An 18009-nucleotide genomic window follows, 5' to 3' on the forward strand; every position below is an offset into this window, starting at 1 on the left:
AGGCCGATACCGAACCTTGAGCGCCAGTTCGCTTTTACCTAGCGATGACACCTCTCTTTGTGAACCCAGTACACTACCATTTTTAAAAACAGTCTGAGAATATTATGAAACATCGTTATTTGATCGGCCTTATGTGCTGCAGCGGAGCCGCGTTTGTGCATGCTTCTGAAGCACCAGATTTGGAAGTTGGATTAGCCATTGACCAAGACCTGAGTGTCGTTGTCGAATTTGATCAGAAATACCGTGCCACGATTGGCAACGACGGTGCTGCATTTGACTACATTTTGAAGCGTGGTCAGTTTGAGACTGAAGCTCCGTTGAGTTGGTATGTCGGTGCAGGTGCTTGGGCTGAGTGGAATGATGATTTTGGCTTACGTTTGCCTTTAGGTGTTAAAGTGAATTTCTACGAAGGTTGGAATGCGTACGCTCAAGTTCACCCTGAGCTCGACATGTATAAAGGTGTTGAATTACAAGTGGGTGGTGCACTGGGTATCACCTACAAGTTCTAGGTGATGAGACAAAAAAATGCCAGCTTAGTAGCTGGCATTTTTGAATGGTTTAAATAAGGTTATTTCTGTTTGTCCATTGCACGCTTTATGCAAATTGCAGCACCACCCCAAGTGATACCAAGACCAAGAACCATCATAATAATCGCACTCGTTGTCATGATTATGCTTCCTTCTTACTTGTCATATTTATGATAATGCCAATTGCTAGTAATCCTGCGATCATCGCCCAGCCAAGAGTCAGGTCGTAGCCACCGTAACCGTCTGTAAACAATGCGCTTAGTTTAGTTGCAAGAATGATTGCAAGCATAACTGGAGTGACGAAGCGTAAACATACGTTAAACCATACGCCAATAGAGAAATCTGAAATCTCATTGACGTACGCACGTACATCGCTAACTTTGTTTAGTAGCCATGCCATTAGAAGGATTTCAATGAATCCGCCTACCATGATGCCGACGTTGTTAGCGAAGTGATCGACTAGGTCTAGTAGAAGTAGGCCGCCGTTAGTTGCAAATGCCATAGACACCACAACACCAACGCCAATAACAATACTTGCTGCTTTTTTACGGCTCCAGTTCAGCTTGTCCATAATTGCAGATGTTACTGCTTCCATAATTGAGATATGAGAGCTTAAACCAGCCACAACAAGTGCAAAGAAGAATAGTGGACCCAGAATATACGGTGCTGGAAGTAAATTAATCGCAGCAGGTAGCGTAACAAACGCAAGGCCAACGCCTGCTGATACAACTTCAGTTAATGGTTTACCTTGTTCTTGAGCCATGTAGCCAAGAACAGAGAAAATCATAATACCCGCAAGAATTGAGAAACCACAGTTGATAAGAACCGTCATGAACGCGTTGTTCGTGATATCTGATTTTTCAGGCAGGTAGCTTGAGTAAGCCAGCATGATCGCAAAACCGATACTTAGCGTGAAGAAGATTTGTCCATAAGCAGCAGCCCATACTTTTACGTCCCAGATCTTGCTGAAATCAGGTTCGAACATGTAGTTCACACCATCTAGAGCACCAGGAAGGAAAACCATGCGTCCGATAAGCAAAATCACCATTATGAACAACACTGGCATCATTACTTTAGAAGCACGTTCGATACCAGCTTTAACACCACCCACGATAGCTGCATAAGTGATTGCCCAAGCGAGTAACATTGCGCCAGCGATGCCCCATTGGATGCTACCTAGGTTCGTCGGTGAGTTATCACCTAGAGCTAGATATTCACTGAAGAAGAATGCGTTAGTGTCTGTTCCCCAGCTTTGATTGAATGACATACCGAAGTATGAAATTGCCCAACCGATAACGGCAACATAGTAGACCGCGATGACAGCCGCTACACCTACTTGGAACCAGCCAAGCCACTCAAATTTTGAGTTGATGCGCGCTAAGGTTGCAGGTGCAGAGCCACGATATTTTTGACCCATACTGAACTCTAGGATCATAAATGGGATACCAGCCGTAAGCATGGCAAATAGATATGGAATGAAAAAAGCACCGCCGCCATTTTCATAAGCCATATATGGAAAACGCCAAATGTTTCCTAAACCAATAGCAGATCCTACTGCGGCAAGGATAAATCCTGCTCGGGATCCCCACTGTTCTCGCTTCATATTTAACTCCTTTACAACTTCCCTGAGGTATGAAGCTTCTCGTCACGCTGTGCTTGGTAAGGAGATGATAGTTAAAACAGGCAAACGGTTTGACTGTTTACTTTATCTTCCGTGATTAAGCAAAAGTTTAGATTATTATGTTGTTAGCGATTGGAGAACTCAGCGGATAATTCTTAATTGTTTGATGTGTGTTTGCATAACCTGAAATATTCAGCTGATGCGTGCTAATGAGCCTACCTAGTTAGAATGGTTAAAGCAATAGATTAGGTATGTTTAATAACTGTAGGCTTATGGTCTTTAAGATGTTAAATGGTGGTTATTTTAGAGGTATTAATTGGTTTGGGGTTTTCTGATTGGTTTATGTGTCTGATTTTTTCGGATTTATTAGGTTATGTGACTTTATTTAAAAGTAGAGCGTATGACTGAAATTCATACACTCTATAGTTGAACTGACCAACTATTCGGAGGTTCTATTGGTATGAGATGCTTATGGTCATCGATACTTAGAAGGTAAAACTCAGTCCGACATTGGCTTGGAATTGGTTCATCCAGTCGGTATCAAAGCGGATGATGCACTCTTGGCCGTTGCTCGGGATGTTACAAACACCGGAGGTGTCGTTGTCGACAACGGTACCTAGCCAGCGTACTTGTGTATTTAACGCTAAGCGATCACTCAATTTGTACTCTAAGCCACCAAAGATAGAAGTTGAGAATCCATATTTATCTTTTGCCCAATCTACATCAACGTAAGATGCCCCAAGACCTAGCCCTAAATAGCCAGACAACACCGAGGAAGCTGGGTAGTAGATGCTGCTTTGAAAGTGTAGATATTGGATGGAAGAGTTTAGATTGAGCGTTTCGAATTCAGAGCTTTGATTAGAATAGAAAAAGCCGATGCGTCCTTTCTCCAGTGGCGTTTCAATCGCAAAGGTGTAGTTTTCAGACCCTTTCATGTCATAGGTTTTACCGTCCTGATCTTCGACACTACCGCCGCCAGTATAGCCCACCATTGGGGTAATGATGATCTCCGGTGAAGCATACACGCTCGAAACAGAGAGAAGTGCTATCAGTGCCATCATATTTACTTTGTTATTCATGAGTATATCCTTATCCATACACTTACTAATTGTGATGGTTACATCAATATTGTGCGACTAATTTCGACGATTCTTGAAGATACATCACACACCTGATAATACTTAAATAGAGACTCGACAAATTAATAATAATCCAGAGGTGTCTATGGACCATAATCTGAAAAATGCCCTACAAATAACAGTGTTTATCTACACAATCATTCTTTCATTTGGCTTTATTGCAATTGGTAGTTAATACCTTCTATTGCGAGGCTGAGTTTTTATACTCAGGGAATAATGAATAGTGGGATTATAACCAATATTGATACAGCAATAGACTTAGATTATTACGCTAAGTTTATTGCTGGAAAAACAGCACTGGTCGCTCAGGGTGGGGGGCAGAGAAGTATTTTCACTTCTGGAGTGCTGGATGCCTTTCTTCTTTCTAATTTTGACCCCTTCGACGAATTCTTTGGTACTTCCGCAGGTGCTTTAAACCTATGCGCCTATCTGTGCCGCGATAAAGGCCTTGGCCGTTCTTTCCTTCTCGACCTTACAACGTCCCCTGAATTCTTCAATCTCTTTTCTTATATACGACACAGAAAGAACCTTGGATTAGAGTGGGCCTTAGAACAAATCATGGCTTACCCATACAAGCTTGATTTGGATTTAGGACGACAAACGCTAGGCGATCGCCATTTCTATGCAGCCGTCACGGATTCTAAAGATTTACGAGATCACTACTTCCCTGTATTGGGTGAAGATTGGTACAAAGTGATGATTGCAACCTGTGCGATTCCTCGCTTATACAATGATGAAATCTTTATTGGCGACAATGCTTATGTGGATGGTGGTGTATCAGCTTGCATCCCAGTTCAAGAAGCGTGGCGTAGACAAGCCCGTTCCATTGTTGTGATCCGAACTGAGCCTACGCTAGAGGAAGAGGTCGAGGTTCAAGCTAACAGTACGAGATTAAAAACACCCAAACCGATATCAGCCGAAGAACTGGAATGGTTCCGCGAATCTTTTGACAGTGTTCAAGGTCATTGGCAACAAAAAGTGGAACAGTGGAAAACCGATTGGAGCTCGTTCTTTCAACAACAAATTCTCAGCTCAAAAGAACAGAAGCGCGACAGATCACATTTGGATTTACTGAATGGTGGTCGATGGTTATTCGGGGCGGATGACATCTATAGATTAAGTCATTTAATTGGTGATAAGTTTGATTCCGGCTTAGCAGATATGCTGATGGTGCATTACCAAACTTACTCATTGACTCAGGATTTTTTGAACTCCCCACCAGACGATGCTTTTGTAGTGCAAATTGCCCCGAGTAAGCCGCTGAAATCCAATTCATTAATGAGTAATAAAGAAGATTTACTGCACGATTATGAATTGGGTTTAGAAGCCGGTTACCGATTTGTTGAAACTTATACCTCTACGAAAAATGCCCGCAGTTCACACATGCCACAGTTGGCAACCATTACTGCTGAGAAGTAATGCTTGAGGTTGATTAATAATATTTGAAGTTGATGAGTTAGCATGCTGTGAGCTGAACGTGCTGTTTAAACTGATCGTTAGTGAGTCGTGTTCTGAAATGAAAAGGGTTATTGAACTTGGTTCGATAACCCTTTTTTGTCTTGAGATTAGGCAAATCGTTTCGCCTTACGGGCAAACATTAGGTGACAGGCAAGATTCTCATACAGTTGGTTGATCCCGCCACATCCATAATGTCGCCTTGAGTGACGATAACGAGATCGCCAAATTTAAGATGCTCTTGCTCTTTTAGGCAGGTGAGCGTAGATAGGGCAATGTCAAAACTGTCTTTGGCTTCTGTCTCGAAGTAGATAGGTGTTACACCTCGGTACAAGGTACAGCGATTAAGTGTTCCTTCGTTACGAGATAGTGCGTAGATAGGCATATCTGCACTTAGACGAGACATCATCAGTGCAGTACGGCCTGATTCAGTGAGAGTGACTACGCCTTTAATGCCTTCCATATGGTTTGCCGAGTAGATAGTCGCCATCGAAACGGTTTCTTCGGCGGTCACAAACGTGCGGTCAATTCGGTAATTGGATTGGTTGTTAATCCCCGCCATTTTCTCAGCACCAATACACACTTCAGCCATCGATTTTACGGTTTCGACCGGGTAATCACCTGCAGCTGTTTCACCTGAAAGCATGACCGCATCTGTTCCATCAAGTACCGCATTGGCAACGTCCATGACTTCGGCACGGGTTGGCATTGGCGCTGAAATCATCGATTCCATCATTTGGGTTGCGGTGATCACCGTTCGGTTAAGCGCTCTAGCACGGCGTATAAGCTGCTTTTGTACTCCGACCAATTCAGGATCGCCAATTTCGACTCCGAGGTCACCACGAGCCACCATGACCACATCTGAGGCCATTATGATGTCATCCATGTTCTCAACAGTGGCTACCGTCTCTGCTCGCTCTACTTTTGCTACAAGGTGAGCTTCTAAACCTGCTTCACGTGCGAGTTGACGAGCGTAGTGCATGTCTTCGCCGTTGCGTGGGAAAGACACCGCGAGGTAATCCACTTTGATTTGTGCGGCGGTGACGATGTCGCGCTTGTCTTTTTCTGTCAGCGCTTCTGCGGACAGGCCGCCGCCTTTCTTGTTTATGCCTTTATTATTCGAGAGAGGGCCGCCAATGATGACTTCGGTATGAACGCGACAACCTTCCACTTCGGTTACTTTTAGCTGTACACGACCATCGTCTAGCAGCAGGATGTCGTTAGCTGAAACGTCGTTAGGTAATTCTTTATAATCAAGGCCGACCGCTTGTTGGTTGCCTTCGCCTAAACCAAGGCTACTGTCGAGAGTAAATTGGTCACCAACGGCAAGTTGGATTTTGCCATCTTTGAATGTTGACACTCGAATCTTGGGACCTTGTAAGTCACCGAGAATAGCGATCTGAGTACCAAGTTTTTTGGCTATTGCTCGGACATTTTCTGCACGTTGTATATGGTCGTCGCTAGTGCCGTGAGAGAAGTTCATACGGACGACATTGGCACCGGCCTTGATGATCTCTTCAAGCACGTTACCTTTATCAGTAGAAGGGCCTAGCGTTGTGACGATTTTCGTTTTTCTTAATTCGGCTGTCATGAATACTCCTAGAGTGAGGCCAAGTAATCTTTTAAAAGACTAGGGCGTGTTGATCTTTCGAGCTGATTTTTGCAGCGAGTTGCTGGGTATTTATACAAGGCAGAGGCTTTGATGTGTAGCTAGCCTACATGAGAAGCCGATAACGTAGTAGAAATGACCAGCAAACGCTGCCCGAAGGGTTCGAGCTGGGCGCCCCCGCAAAAAGCGTTTTACTCTTTGTTGAGGGAGATTTGCTTAGAATGACTAGGCTACTTCTCCCTCGCCGCGATTAAAACGCTTTTATCTCGAACAAAGTTTAACCACGAAAGGTCAACGCGCCTTAATTAAGTATATGCATTAATTGATTATTTATTGGGAGCTAGAAGGATATTTCTTTATTTGTATCCAATTATTGTATTCAGGACTCAATAACGATGTTTCATTAAGAAAATTAAGTCTCAATTTATCGATGTCGGTACTAATTTTTCTCGAACTATTTGACTCGATACACAAAGATTCATGTATATACGTGATACTGGTCACGGCGATATACCAAGTGACTTCACAATTACTTCGCAAAGTAAAAAAATTACCGCGTTGATGATTTCTGGAGCGTAAAATGTACATGGCTCAACCGGGCCATATTGATCATATCAAACAGGTCAATGCTGGTCGTGTATATAAACTAATTGACCTTAAAGGTCCTATTTCTCGTATCGATCTGTCCAAGCAAAGTGAGTTGGCTCCGGCGAGTATTACTAAAATTACCCGTGAACTCATTGAAGCTCACCTTATTCACGAAACGACGGTTCAAGAAGCCACGACTCGTGGGCGCCCTGCTGTCGGTCTGCAAACCAATAACGAAGGTTGGCAGTTTCTGTCGATGCGTCTTGGTCGTGGGTATCTCACTATCGCGCTCCATGAGTTGGGCGGCGATGTACTTATCGATACTAAGATTGATATTCATGAACGTGACCAAGACGATGTACTTGCGCGTCTTCTGCATGAAATTGATGAGTTTTTTCAAACTTATGCAGAGCAACTCGATAGGGTAACAAGTATTGCGGTTACGCTACCGGGGCTTGTGAATTCTGAGCAGGGAATTGTGTTGCAGATGCCACACTACAACGTTAAAAACTTAGCGTTGGGTCCTGAGATCTACAAAGAAACAGGTCTACCTGTCTTTATTGCCAATGATACCCGAGCGTGGGCATTAGCAGAGAAGCTGTTTGGTCACTCTCAAGATAACGATAATTCCGTTTTGATCTCGATTCACCACGGTGTAGGCGCAGGGATCATTCTCGACGGCCGAGTATTGCAAGGTCGCCACGGTAACATCGGTGAGCTGGGTCATATTCAGATCGATAAACAAGGCAAGCTTTGTCATTGTGGTAATCATGGCTGTTTAGAAACGGTTGCGAGTTCACAGGCTCTCCGTGAGCAAGTCAAAGAACGGTTGGCTAATGGTGAAGCATCATCACTAACGGCGTTTGAAGATGTCACAATTGAACAGATCTGCGCTGCTGCTGCTGATGGTGATCCACTGGCTGTTGAAGTGATAGAACAGTTAGGTCGTTACTTAGGTGCCGCGATAGCGATTGTGATCAACCTTTTCAATCCTGAGAAAATCTTGATAGGTGGTGTTATCAATCAGGCTAAAAGCGTGTTGTATCCTGCGATTCAAAAGTGTATCGAAGAGCAGAGTTTATCGGTTTACCATCAAGATTTAGAGCTGGTGGAATCTCGATTCTATAAACAAGCCACCATGCCAGGTGCTGCGCTTGTTAAACAAGCTTTATATGATGGCCAATTGTTAATGAAAGTGATTGAAGGCTAACCCTTTTTTTATCGTTTTTAGCCTTCCTTGAACCCTTTCCATGCACTTAAACTATGTATAACAGCATTTGTTGTACTTAGTTTAAGCATCTGTGTATTTGCGCTTTGCTTTAACCTATCGAATTAGGCTATTGTAGCCACAGTTATTATTTGTCACTAAGGTGTTGTATGTCTGGCGTTTTAAATTCTGTTGATCAGAGAACTAAACTCGTCGGTGAAAACCGTCTGGAACTCTTGTTATTTAGCTTAAATAGTCGCCAACTATTTGCGATTAACGTATTTAAAGTGAAAGAAGTATTAAAAGTGCCTGTACTCACTCGCTTGCCAGGCTCTCACCATCATATTACGGGTGTTGCTTCTTTACGTGGTGAATCTGTACCTGTGATTGACTTACGCAGTGCGATTGGTTTCCCACCATCACGTGATGAGACTCAAGAAAACAACTTGATCATTACCGAATACAACCGAACCGTACAAGGCTTCTTGGTTGGACAAGTTCGCAATATCGTGAATACGACATGGACAGAAATCCAACCGCCACCAAAGACTACGGGTCGAGCAAACTATTTAACTGCTATCACGCATATCCAAGAAGAAGAGCAGCACAAAATCGTTGAGATCATCGATGTTGAAAAGGTGTTAGCGGAGATCATCGACTACGATGTGTCGATTTCTGACGGTGTTCTAGATCAGCAGTTAGCGAATGAAATGGTTGGCCGTAATGTGCTTATCGTGGATGACTCTTCAACAGCACGCAACCAGATCAAAGGCACCTTGTCGCAACTTGGTTTGAACATTATCGAATGTTGTGACGGCTTAGAAGCACTGACTTTACTTAAGAAGTGGTGTGATGAAGGCAAAGACATCAATCAAGAAATACTGTTGATGATCACCGATGCCGAAATGCCAGAAATGGATGGCTACAAACTGACTCATGAAGTTCGAACTGATCCTCGAATGCATGACTTGTTTATTACGCTAAATACTTCATTAAGTGGTAGTTTCAATGAAGCCATGGTTGAGAAAGTAGGGTGTAATCGCTTTATTTCTAAATTCCAACCAGACCTCTTAGTTGAAGTAACTCAAGAGCGAATGCGTCAGATTTTGTAATTAATGCAGCTGTACGGTTTGTTTCGAATGACCTTGGCGGAAACGTTTGCTAGTATTTGATACAGCATGTTTTTAACAAAATATGCTCAACGACTAACGTAACTTTTCATGCACAATCTAAGGTAGTTCCTCTGAATGATATGGTTAACGTCTAAAGTCGTCATGACTTTGAGCTTATTACTGTATAGGGAATTTAAGAAAAGACGTACGGAAGCGGACGTTGAGGTATAACTCAACAAATTGAATTTAAGGGAAGCGGATGCTTCCCTTTTTCGTTTCTAGCGTTTCTTGGAGGGCAACTTGAATCGCTAATGAAAATCTCGAGATTTGGTGTTCAAGCCAACAATTTCATCAGTTATATCGATAAGTTTCCCCGCAATTACATGCACGACTTCGCCTTCCTTCTCTAAGACTCCTTGAACCTTTAAAGCCTTCGCTGTCAGATAAGCTTGCTGCTGTGCGCGTGCAGTGGCTCCCCATACCACAACGTTAATATTGCCTGTGTTATCTTCTAATGTGACAAAGGTGACACCGGCTGCGGTACCGGGTGATTGTTTGCCAGTGACCAATCCAACAACCGTGACCATGGATTTGTGTCTTTGTTGTTTTAAGTCTTTCATATGGGTGAATCGACCTAATCGTCCCGCTTCTTCTAGCAAAGTGATAGGGTGCTTGTTTAACGATACGCCAACGCTGGTGAAATCTTCCAATAGATCCTGCATCTCATTTGGCTTATGCAAGGCGTGCTCTACCTTGTCATAAGCCTGACGAAATAGAGGTAGGTCAGAAGCGGAGTCCATGATTGCCCAACGAGTCTGGAAGCGGTTTCCCAATACGTTATGTAGCGCATTGGCCGATGCCAGTAGCTCGATATCTTTCTTATTCATCGATAACTGTTTCACCTGGCTAGGGTGGCGATAACCGGATTGTGGACGATTGGCGAGCACGCTTTGAATCCCATGTTCGCTGAATCCTTTGATTTGTCGCAGCCCTAAGCGAATCGCTAAACCATTCTGATGAGCGATGACAGTGTGGTTGTCTTGTGAGGCGTTCACACATACCGGAAGAACTACCACATTGTGTCGTTGTGCGTCTTGTACCAACTGTGATGGGCTATAAAACCCCATAGGTTGGCTATTGAGCAAGGAAGCATAGAAGCATTCTGGGTAGTAGCATTTCAACCAAGCTGAGCAATAGGCTAGCACCGCAAACGAAGCCGAGTGGCTTTCTGGAAAACCGTATTCGCCAAAGCCGCATATCTGTTTAAAGATCTGCTCAGCAAACTCTGTCTCATAGCCGCGTTTTTGCATTCCTTCGATGAGCTTGTTTTTAAACTTAAAGACGTTGCCATTTTTCTTCCAAGCAGCCATGGCGCGTCTGAGCTGATCTGCTTCTCCGCCGGTGAATCCTGCGGCAACCATCGCGAGCTTAATCACTTGTTCTTGAAATATTGGCACCCCCAAAGTGCGCGACAGAACCGACTCCACGTCTTTAGATGGATAACTGATTGGCTCAATACCATCTCGACGCTTTAAGAATGGGTGAACCATATCGCCTTGAATAGGCCCAGGACGTACGATAGCGATTTGAATCACCAAGTCGTAATAAGTCTTCGGCTTAAGCCTTGGCAGCATGCTCATTTGCGCACGTGACTCAATTTGGAATATCCCGACCGTATCTGCTCGCTGAATCATGCCGTAAACCTGAGGATCGTCCTTAAGGCGAGTGATCTCAGCAATGGTCAGTGATCGCCCGTGAATGCGTTTGATCAGGTCGAAACATTTACGAATCGCAGAGAGCATACCTAACGCGAGTACATCAACTTTCAGCAGTCCCAATGTTTCAAGATCATCCTTATCCCATTGAATTATGGTTCGATCGTGCATAGCCGCATTTTCGACGGGAACCAATTCATACAAAGGCCCAGAAGATATGACAAAACCACCAACGTGTTGAGATAAGTGACGTGGAAAGCCGATGATCTCATTAACCAAATGGATAAACTGCTGTCCCTTCAAAGAATCAGGCTGTAGCCCCAATTGAGTGAGCTGAGCCTGCCAACCTAAGCTTTTGTCCCTGCGATTGGTGTTCTTAATGAAGTAGTCGAGCTGAGTTTCTTGTAGCCCCAATGCTTTACCGACATCTCTTACTGCACTTTTGAAGCGGTATGAAATGACAGTTGCGGCAAGTGCTGCGCGTTCTCTACCGTATTTTTTGTAGATGTATTGGATGACTTCTTCACGGCGCTCGTGCTCAAAGTCGACATCGATATCGGGCGGCTCATCGCGTTCTTTACTGATGAAACGTTCAAATAGCACCGAGATCTGTCTTGGGTCGACAGAGGTTATTTCTAGGCAGTAACAGACCACGGAGTTGGCCGCGGAGCCACGACCTTGGTAAAGAATGCCTTGGCTTTTGGCAAACATGACGATGTCGTGGATCGTGAGAAAAAAGAAAGGGTAGTCTAGCTCGTCAATCAGCCTCAATTCTTTATCTATGATCTGTTGGATGTCACTAGGTACACCTTGTGGGAAGCGAGCTCGTTTTCCTTTCTCTACTAACATGCGTAGATAGCTCATGGGTGTCTCACCTTGAGGGATCAGCTCGCTCGGGTATTCGTAGCGCAAGCTGGCTAAATCAAATTCACACAGCTCAGAGATTCGGTTGCTCTCTTCTAGCCACTCAGCTTTGAATATATGAGAGATCTTATTGATGCTGCGTAAACAGCGCTCGGCATTGGCGAGTAAGTGACTGCCCACTTCGGTAATGGGTTTTTGGTACTTAATAGCAGTGAGTGAATGCTGCAAGGGTAAGCGATTCGCGTTGTGCATTAGCACGCCACCACAGGCAGTAATCGGCAGTTGGTGATGTTGTGACAGCTCAACACAGTAATCCGTGTACTGCTGGTCGGTTTGTTTTAGGTGTCGTTGTAAGCCGATCCAAAGCCGACCTGAATGATGCTGAGATAGCCATTGCCCCCAGTGCGCGTCTTCATTCTTCTGTTGAGGAAGCCAAAGAATGAAGCAGTGCTTAGCCGACATGATATCCCACTCAGAGAGCTGATAATGTCCTTTGCTGCTACGACGTCTCGCGTTGGTAATAATACGACACAGCTCGGCATAGGCCTCTCTATTTGGGCATAGCAAAACCACTTGGCACTCTTCATTTAACCAAAACATGCTCCCGACAATTTGCTTGAGCGACAGTTTATGTTGCTTGATTGCTGAGTGAACCTTAACGATGCCCGCGACTGAGCACTCATCAGTAACTGCGAGTGCTTTGTAACGTAAGAAGTCGGCCTGTAAAACAAGCTCTTCCGCATGCGAAGCTCCCTCTAGAAAGGAATAATTACTTTGACAGAAAAGCTCTGAGTATTGCTGAGACATAAAGTAATCTCACTTAACCATTGCGAGTGAACATGATTGAAAAGGGACGCTGAAATTGAATAAGTAGAACGGACGAGCTAACGAAGTTTTCTTACTGACTTATTTTCCTAAAGGTTAGCTAAATAAGCCGTGCAAAAACCACTGCTTATCTGGCGTTCTAAATATCCAGAGCCACCGACCGTTTTCGCTGTGAGCAATAAAGTAGTCACGAATGACCTTCTCTCCGTCCCACCAGCCAGAGACAATGCGCTCAGGGCCTTGAGATAAGGTGACGCTTTCGGTTAAGGCTTCGGGCTCTGGCAATAAAATACTGGGCCTGAGTCGCTGTTGGTTGATGTTGAAAGCAGTGGTTTGTTGCTCGAACTCTGGGGGTGTTTGCCTCTTTGCCATAGACTTACTCAGTGTTGGAATCGAGTACTGATTGGCTTTTTCTGGCCTTGGGTCGTGCTGTATTTTCGGTGTTTGAATGCAGGCTTGCCCTAACTTAGCTTGCAGTAATGAGAGCAAATCTAACGCGGCAAGTGTTCCTGTATTGCCATCAAAAAGATCACGGTAGGCCATTTGCGGTTCTCCATGACGAATTACGGAAAGGGTCAGCCCCTGAACCGGTGCCGTGATCTTCAGTGACTCTAAGGTTAGATGAGTCAGGTTCGCCCACTTTGCAGCAAGGTAATCGCCTTGTGCTGAATAGAAAGAGACAGGGTGGTCATCTTTATCTCTCAGATGCAAAGTCAGTGTTAACTCGAAAGCAACTCGGTCGCGTAGCTTCAAAAAACACTCGAGTTGATTTAATAATTTCAGTAACGGCTTTTCAATAAACAGGATGTTTTCAATATCAAACAACAGCTCCAAATATTGCTGGAAATTCTCTGGTGGGTGATAGAAATCAATTGGGTGCTTGAACTGCCCATTAAGGCGACCGACATAATTCACCAGGTCGATATCAAAGCGACGCGCGACCTCTTGCAAAGGCAGCTTTAATAAGTCTTCAACGGTATTGATACCGACACGGTTCAGGCGTTCCACTTGCTTGGTCGGTAGCTCACTGGAACTCAATGCTTGTTGATTGACCCAAGTTTTCATCTGCTCAATATTGTTTGTTGCTTGATTGATCGCTTGCTTACCCAAAAGGATCGCAGCAAGCGGCGAATAACCCGTAGCGAAGCTGAACTGGATATTGAGCGTCTCCAAGTGGCTTTTGAGCTCATGCCAGTAGTTATCTAGCCCGTCGTAAAGTAACAGCATGTTAGAGGCTTTAATCAACAAACCATTAGGTGGCAATAACGCCATGTCGGAAGTGACCAAATACGCCCATTGAGCGATCTCTTTGAGCTTACTTTTCTCCAGTTCAATACTGTAAGGGTGGACGTGTAAGTTGTGACACAGCGCCGCCGCAGATCCTAAGCCCATACCAAGTGAAATTCCCGATTGCAACGCAGCTGGGTTTGCTTGCAGTACTCGGTGATCTTTTTCATCGACGATGATAATGGGTTGTTCGCGTGAGTCTTCGCTCGAACCCAATTCATTAGAGTTAAACAAGGTATCCAATTGTAGGGATGAGAAATGCAGATACAACCACAGCATACGTTAGCCTTGCTTCGCAATAGGAAAAGCCAGCACAGTGTTACCTGACAAAGCACGATCTAAATTGTCTTCATGAATGACTTTCTCTGTGAGTAACGGCCAGTTGTGTGTCATGTCTAGAATAAAGCTGCCATACGACCAACTGCCTTTTCTTTTTGTTACCTCTACCTTCAATCCTTGGGCGTGAGAAGACAGCTTCATGCTTAAAGACACGGGTAGGGATAACTGGTTATGGCTGGTGGTTTTAAAATGAAATTGCAGACACTTGCCCGTTTCGCTTGCCGCTTGCAGGCGCTTGGTTTGGTGAATTTCTAGATCCGCTCCCCATAGCAAAACAGAATGACAGGCACCACTCTTGAGACACTGCTCTGCGGCCCATAACGCATCGAGATCACGTTGAGGCTGAATAACGAGAATGTTCTCTAATTCAATGCCTTGGTTGCTAAAAAACTCGGCACAGATCTTCCCTGGAGGGTTGATGAAAATGGCCAACTTCTGCGATTTTTGTTGAGCTAAATAAGGAGTGAGTAGACGAAGTTCGCCGATCCCTTGTTGTGATTCAACCTCAATAACGCCGTGCGTCGGGAAGCCGCCATCAAGCTGTTTATCCAATTGAGGATAGCCTGTCGAAGTGGTGCTGCCTTGCGTTGTTGATTGTAACCCTGTCCAGATTAGCTGGCGGTCTTGTAAGTTTTTTATTAGTTCATGCATAATTAAATACCTGTGTATTTATACAGTATATTTAACAATGAAAAAGATGCAAAGCAAAATGACGAAAATCAGATGAACTAAATATTAGATGGTTGATTTAGATACAAAAAAAGCCGCTATTAAAGCGACTTTTTGTTATTGCTCATAATATCAGCTACTTAGGTTGAGCATCGATACATTGGCCATGAATGTCTGTCACACTTGGGTTCATTAAGTGTAGATACAGCGGGATGATGTCTAGTGGCGTTTTTAACTTGTTCGCATCTTCACCTGGGTACGCTTTTGCACGCATGCGTGTTTGAGTACCGCCTGGGTTAATCGCATTAACACGGATATCGGTACCTTCAAGCTCATCGGCTAAGATCTGCATCATGCCTTCGGTAGCAAACTTTGAAATCGCGTAAGTGCCCCAGAACGCGCGGCCAGAGTGACCAACTGTAGAAGAGGTGAATACGATACGACCGGCTTCAGCTTTTTTAATGACAGGCAGTAATGCTTGAGTCATTAGAAATTCAGCTTTAACGTTGATTTGCATGACGCCATCAAATGTTTCTTCATCGATTTGATCAAATGGGCTTAACGTGCCAAGCACACCTGCGTTATGCAGTAGGCCGTCTAAACGACCGAACTGTGATTCAATGGTTTCAGCCATATCAATGTAGTTCTGCTTTGTTGCTCCTTTGAGGTCTAGCGGAATGATCGCAGCCTGAGGGTAACCAGCACTTTCGATTTCATCGTAAATGAATTCAAGGTTTTTAACATTGCGGCCTAACAGAATGACAGTTGCACCATGTTGAGCGAAGCTTAGTGCGGCTTGGCGACCAATGCCAGCACCGGCACCTGTAACCAAAATTACTTTATCTTTGAGGGCATCTGTAGAGATTGGGTAATCCACTGTGCTTATCCTTCTTTCTTTTATTATGTTCGTCATTCCATTGGTGTTTAATCACACAGATAAACGCAGGAATGATGAGAAATTCTTGGTAATCGTGACAAGATGGTTACAATACACTAATTCATACATTAGGGGATATGACATTGGAATTTTTGTTGGACTACGGCTTGTTTTTAGCCAAGATTGCGACCGTTGTAATCGCCATCATTGCAATTTTAGTGATTGCTAAATCGGTGGGTGGAAAATCAAGCGCGATTAAAGGTGAGCTGGAAATCACGAACCTATCTGAGCACCATAAACAGACGATTGAACAATTAGAGCACCATCTACACGATGATGCTTTCATCAAAGCCCGTGATAAAGCAGAAAAGAAAGCGGAAAAAGAAAAAGTAAAATCACGTGGCAAAGAAGTGAAAAAAGCAGCGAAAGAGGGTGAGCTTGATAGCAAGCGTGAACCACATCTATTCGTTCTCGATTTTAACGGCAGCATTGATGCGAAAGAAGTGACTTCATTACGTGAAGAGGTAACGGCGGTTCTGGCTGTGGCTCGTGAAGGCGATGAAGTCTTGCTTAAACTTGAGTCTGGCGGTGGCATGGTTCACGGCTATGGTTTGGCGTCTTCTCAACTCGACCGTATCAAAGCAGCAGGCCTGCCTCTGACTATCTCTGTAGACAAAGTAGCCGCGAGTGGTGGTTACATGATGGCATGTATCGCGGACAAAATTGTATCTGCACCTTTTGCTATTGTTGGCTCTATTGGTGTTATTGCTCAATTGCCAAACTTCAATAAACTGCTTAAAAAGCATGATATTGAGTTCGAACAGCTAACGGCGGGTGAGTACAAACGCACGCTTACTATGTTTGGTGAGAACAGCGATAAAGCACGCGAGAAGTTTAAAGAAGAGCTCGAAGAGACACATGGCCTATTCAAAGACTTCATCCGTGACCATCGTCCAACACTCGATCTTGAAAAAGTAGCAACGGGTGAACACTGGTTTGGTACACAAGCACATGAGCTTGGGCTGGTGGATGAGATCAGCACTTCTGATGATTTAGTCGTAGCGGCATGTAAGGACAAAACGGTTCTAGCGATTCACTACGTACAGAAGAAAAAGCTGTCAGACAAACTAGCGGGCGTGGCAGGTAAATCTGCAGACAGCGTGCTGATGAAGCTGATTGAACGCGGCCAAAAGCCGATTGTTTAAGCTTATTTAGTTTTAGCTCTAGTATCTAGTATCTAGTATCTAGGGCGTGTTGATCTTTGCTGTACATTTTGTGTTCAACAATACATCGGTAGCCACATTAACATGAATGCCAGCGATAACATGCTGGCATAATTCCTTTCTAGCTTGTCATATCTACTTGAAATAGCTCGATAATGCTTAATTCTCCCAAAGGCATTTTCGACCAAGTGACGATACTTGTATAGACACCAATCCATACTGTCTTTGTCTATATCTTGTCCGTAATTGCGTTTAGCAATTACCGTTTCTCCGCCACGTTCCTTAACAAAAGTACGGAAAGGTTCGCTGTCATATCCTTTATCACAAACGATAGTATTAACTTCATCGAGTTGTTCAACTAAGCTTTCGGCATGCACTATATCGTGGCGTTGTCCTTCTGATAAATCAAAGCAAATCGGCAGACCACCACTATCTACGGCTAAGTGAATTTTGGTTGAGTTGCCCCCGCGACTTTTTCCTATTTGCTCTGAGCTTTCAGTAGCTGCACCTGTACTATGCTGATGCGCTCGAACTATAGAGCCATCAAGAAAGACCCATTCAAAATCAGCCATGCTAGATAAGCTTTTGAAAAGTTTATCTAAAATCCCTTTCTTTGACCAAAGATTAAATCGTCTGTAAACGGTACTCCACTCTCCGAACTCAGAGGGTAGATCTCGCCAAGGAATACCTGTTCTCATTCGATAAAGTATTCCTTCAAATGTCATTCGATGTTCAGTTTTATCGTAAATACGACCTGTACTTTTCATAACTTGGAGTAGCAGTTCCCAGCGAATATCAGTTAGCATTGTTCTTGGCATGGTATTGGTTATGGTTTTACTTTTGGCGAAGCAAATTATAACTCTTTACCATGCTGTTCAAAAAACACTCACGAAAGATCAACACGCCCTAGTATCTAGTATCTAGGTTTAGTGCCTTGCGTCTATTGAAGACG

15 protein-coding genes are annotated in these 18009 nt (G+C 44.0%); 6 read left to right on the forward strand and 9 right to left on the reverse strand.

The genetic code is table 11. The annotated features are described in order from the left end of the window. Positions 1 to 104 precede the first annotated feature (104 nt). Positions 105 to 509 (forward strand): hypothetical protein, encoded by a 405-nt coding sequence (locus OCV30_RS05465; protein WP_065677966.1) that lies wholly within the window; start codon positions 105 to 107, stop codon positions 507 to 509. Positions 510 to 568: 59 nt separating this feature from the next. Here the strand turns inward: OCV30_RS05465 and OCV30_RS05470 are convergent, their stop codons facing one another. The 3 genes from OCV30_RS05470 to OCV30_RS05480 all read right to left on the reverse strand — a co-directional run bounded on the left by OCV30_RS05470 (position 569) and on the right by OCV30_RS05480 (position 3227). Then, positions 569 to 667 carry a methionine/alanine import family NSS transporter small subunit gene (locus OCV30_RS05470; RefSeq protein ID WP_009848986.1) on the reverse strand — a complete coding sequence of 33 codons (99 nt, stop codon included), beginning with the start codon at positions 665 to 667 and terminating at the stop codon, positions 569 to 571. A gap of 2 nt (positions 668 to 669) precedes the next feature. Continuing rightward, complete coding sequence (locus OCV30_RS05475) at positions 670 to 2130, reverse strand: sodium-dependent transporter (RefSeq protein WP_009848987.1); 1461 nt, start codon at positions 2128 to 2130, stop codon at positions 670 to 672. Between the two features lie 503 nt (positions 2131 to 2633). Continuing rightward, positions 2634 to 3227, reverse strand: coding sequence for an outer membrane beta-barrel protein (locus OCV30_RS05480; protein ID WP_065677967.1), 594 nt, complete (start codon positions 3225 to 3227; stop codon positions 2634 to 2636). Positions 3228 to 3372: 145 nt separating this feature from the next. Between OCV30_RS05480 and cydH the strand changes: the two genes are divergently transcribed. Both cydH and OCV30_RS05485 read left to right on the forward strand, forming a co-directional pair. Next, positions 3373 to 3462, forward strand: a complete 90-nt coding sequence (gene cydH / locus OCV30_RS22935) for a cytochrome bd-I oxidase subunit CydH (RefSeq protein ID WP_102308674.1) — start codon at positions 3373 to 3375, stop codon at positions 3460 to 3462. Between the two features lie 41 nt (positions 3463 to 3503). Then, complete coding sequence (locus tag OCV30_RS05485; RefSeq protein WP_065677968.1) at positions 3504 to 4706, forward strand: patatin-like phospholipase family protein; 1203 nt, start codon at positions 3504 to 3506, stop codon at positions 4704 to 4706. A 178-nt stretch (positions 4707 to 4884) separates the two neighbouring features. Here OCV30_RS05485 and pyk read toward each other — a convergent pair whose 3' ends face one another. Then, a complete protein-coding gene (gene pyk / locus OCV30_RS05490; protein ID WP_012603578.1) occupies positions 4885 to 6333 on the reverse strand; it encodes a pyruvate kinase in 1449 nt (482 codons plus the stop codon). A gap of 598 nt (positions 6334 to 6931) precedes the next feature. Between pyk and mlc the strand changes: the two genes are divergently transcribed. Continuing rightward, a complete protein-coding gene (gene mlc / locus OCV30_RS05495; protein WP_017102815.1) occupies positions 6932 to 8149 on the forward strand; it encodes a sugar metabolism global transcriptional regulator Mlc in 1218 nt (405 codons plus the stop codon). A 167-nt stretch (positions 8150 to 8316) separates the two neighbouring features. Then, complete coding sequence (locus OCV30_RS05500; RefSeq protein ID WP_009848992.1) at positions 8317 to 9258, forward strand: chemotaxis protein CheV; 942 nt, start codon at positions 8317 to 8319, stop codon at positions 9256 to 9258. Between the two features lie 308 nt (positions 9259 to 9566). Here OCV30_RS05500 and OCV30_RS05505 read toward each other — a convergent pair whose 3' ends face one another. From OCV30_RS05505 to OCV30_RS05520, 4 genes are all read right to left on the reverse strand, one after another. After that, a complete protein-coding gene (locus tag OCV30_RS05505; RefSeq protein WP_065677969.1) occupies positions 9567 to 12644 on the reverse strand; it encodes an error-prone DNA polymerase in 3078 nt (1025 codons plus the stop codon). Positions 12645 to 12758: 114 nt separating this feature from the next. After that, entirely contained in the window at positions 12759 to 14228 is a 1470-nt protein-coding gene (locus OCV30_RS05510) for a Y-family DNA polymerase (protein WP_065677970.1), read from the reverse strand. Between the two features lie 3 nt (positions 14229 to 14231). Further along, positions 14232 to 14939, reverse strand: coding sequence for a translesion DNA synthesis-associated protein ImuA (gene imuA, locus OCV30_RS05515; protein ID WP_065677971.1), 708 nt, complete (start codon positions 14937 to 14939; stop codon positions 14232 to 14234). Between the two features lie 154 nt (positions 14940 to 15093). Next, the gene (locus OCV30_RS05520; RefSeq protein WP_065677972.1) at positions 15094 to 15834 is read right to left on the reverse strand and encodes a YciK family oxidoreductase; all 741 of its coding nucleotides are present in this window, start codon (positions 15832 to 15834) and stop codon (positions 15094 to 15096) included. A 137-nt stretch (positions 15835 to 15971) separates the two neighbouring features. On the opposite strand from OCV30_RS05520, the gene sohB reads away from it, so the two are divergent. Then, positions 15972 to 17039: a protease SohB gene (gene sohB / locus OCV30_RS05525; protein WP_065677973.1), complete on the forward strand. Its 1068-nt coding sequence runs from the start codon at positions 15972 to 15974 to the stop codon at positions 17037 to 17039. Between the two features lie 74 nt (positions 17040 to 17113). On the opposite strand, the gene OCV30_RS05530 is transcribed toward sohB, so the two are convergent. Beyond that, a complete protein-coding gene (locus OCV30_RS05530) occupies positions 17114 to 17875 on the reverse strand; it encodes an IS5 family transposase (RefSeq protein ID WP_102552608.1) in 762 nt (253 codons plus the stop codon). Positions 17876 to 18009 lie beyond the last annotated feature (134 nt).

It is taken from the genome of Vibrio atlanticus (assembly GCF_024347315.1).
In the GTDB taxonomy this organism is placed as follows: Bacteria; Pseudomonadota; Gammaproteobacteria; order Enterobacterales; family Vibrionaceae; genus Vibrio; species Vibrio atlanticus.

What these genes read in the sequence shown, in the direction of transcription:
- OCV30_RS05465 (WP_065677966.1), top strand. Translation starts at nt 105, where the DNA reads ATGAAACATCGTTATTTGATCGGCCTTATGTGCTGCAGCGGAGCCGCG.
- OCV30_RS05470 (WP_009848986.1), bottom strand. Translation starts at nt 667, where the DNA reads ATGACAACGAGTGCGATTATTATGATGGTTCTTGGTCTTGGTATCACT.
- OCV30_RS05475 (WP_009848987.1), bottom strand. Translation starts at nt 2,130, where the DNA reads ATGAAGCGAGAACAGTGGGGATCCCGAGCAGGATTTATCCTTGCCGCA.
- OCV30_RS05480 (WP_065677967.1), bottom strand. Translation starts at nt 3,227, where the DNA reads ATGAATAACAAAGTAAATATGATGGCACTGATAGCACTTCTCTCTGTT.
- cydH (WP_102308674.1), top strand. Translation starts at nt 3,373, where the DNA reads ATGGACCATAATCTGAAAAATGCCCTACAAATAACAGTGTTTATCTAC.
- OCV30_RS05485 (WP_065677968.1), top strand. Translation starts at nt 3,504, where the DNA reads ATGAATAGTGGGATTATAACCAATATTGATACAGCAATAGACTTAGAT.
- pyk (WP_012603578.1), bottom strand. Translation starts at nt 6,333, where the DNA reads ATGACAGCCGAATTAAGAAAAACGAAAATCGTCACAACGCTAGGCCCT.
- mlc (WP_017102815.1), top strand. Translation starts at nt 6,932, where the DNA reads ATGTACATGGCTCAACCGGGCCATATTGATCATATCAAACAGGTCAAT.
- OCV30_RS05500 (WP_009848992.1), top strand. Translation starts at nt 8,317, where the DNA reads ATGTCTGGCGTTTTAAATTCTGTTGATCAGAGAACTAAACTCGTCGGT.
- OCV30_RS05505 (WP_065677969.1), bottom strand. Translation starts at nt 12,644, where the DNA reads ATGTCTCAGCAATACTCAGAGCTTTTCTGTCAAAGTAATTATTCCTTT.
- OCV30_RS05510 (WP_065677970.1), bottom strand. Translation starts at nt 14,228, where the DNA reads ATGCTGTGGTTGTATCTGCATTTCTCATCCCTACAATTGGATACCTTG.
- imuA (WP_065677971.1), bottom strand. Translation starts at nt 14,939, where the DNA reads ATGCATGAACTAATAAAAAACTTACAAGACCGCCAGCTAATCTGGACA.
- sohB (WP_065677973.1), top strand. Translation starts at nt 15,972, where the DNA reads ATGACATTGGAATTTTTGTTGGACTACGGCTTGTTTTTAGCCAAGATT.
- OCV30_RS05530 (WP_102552608.1), bottom strand. Translation starts at nt 17,875, where the DNA reads ATGCCAAGAACAATGCTAACTGATATTCGCTGGGAACTGCTACTCCAA.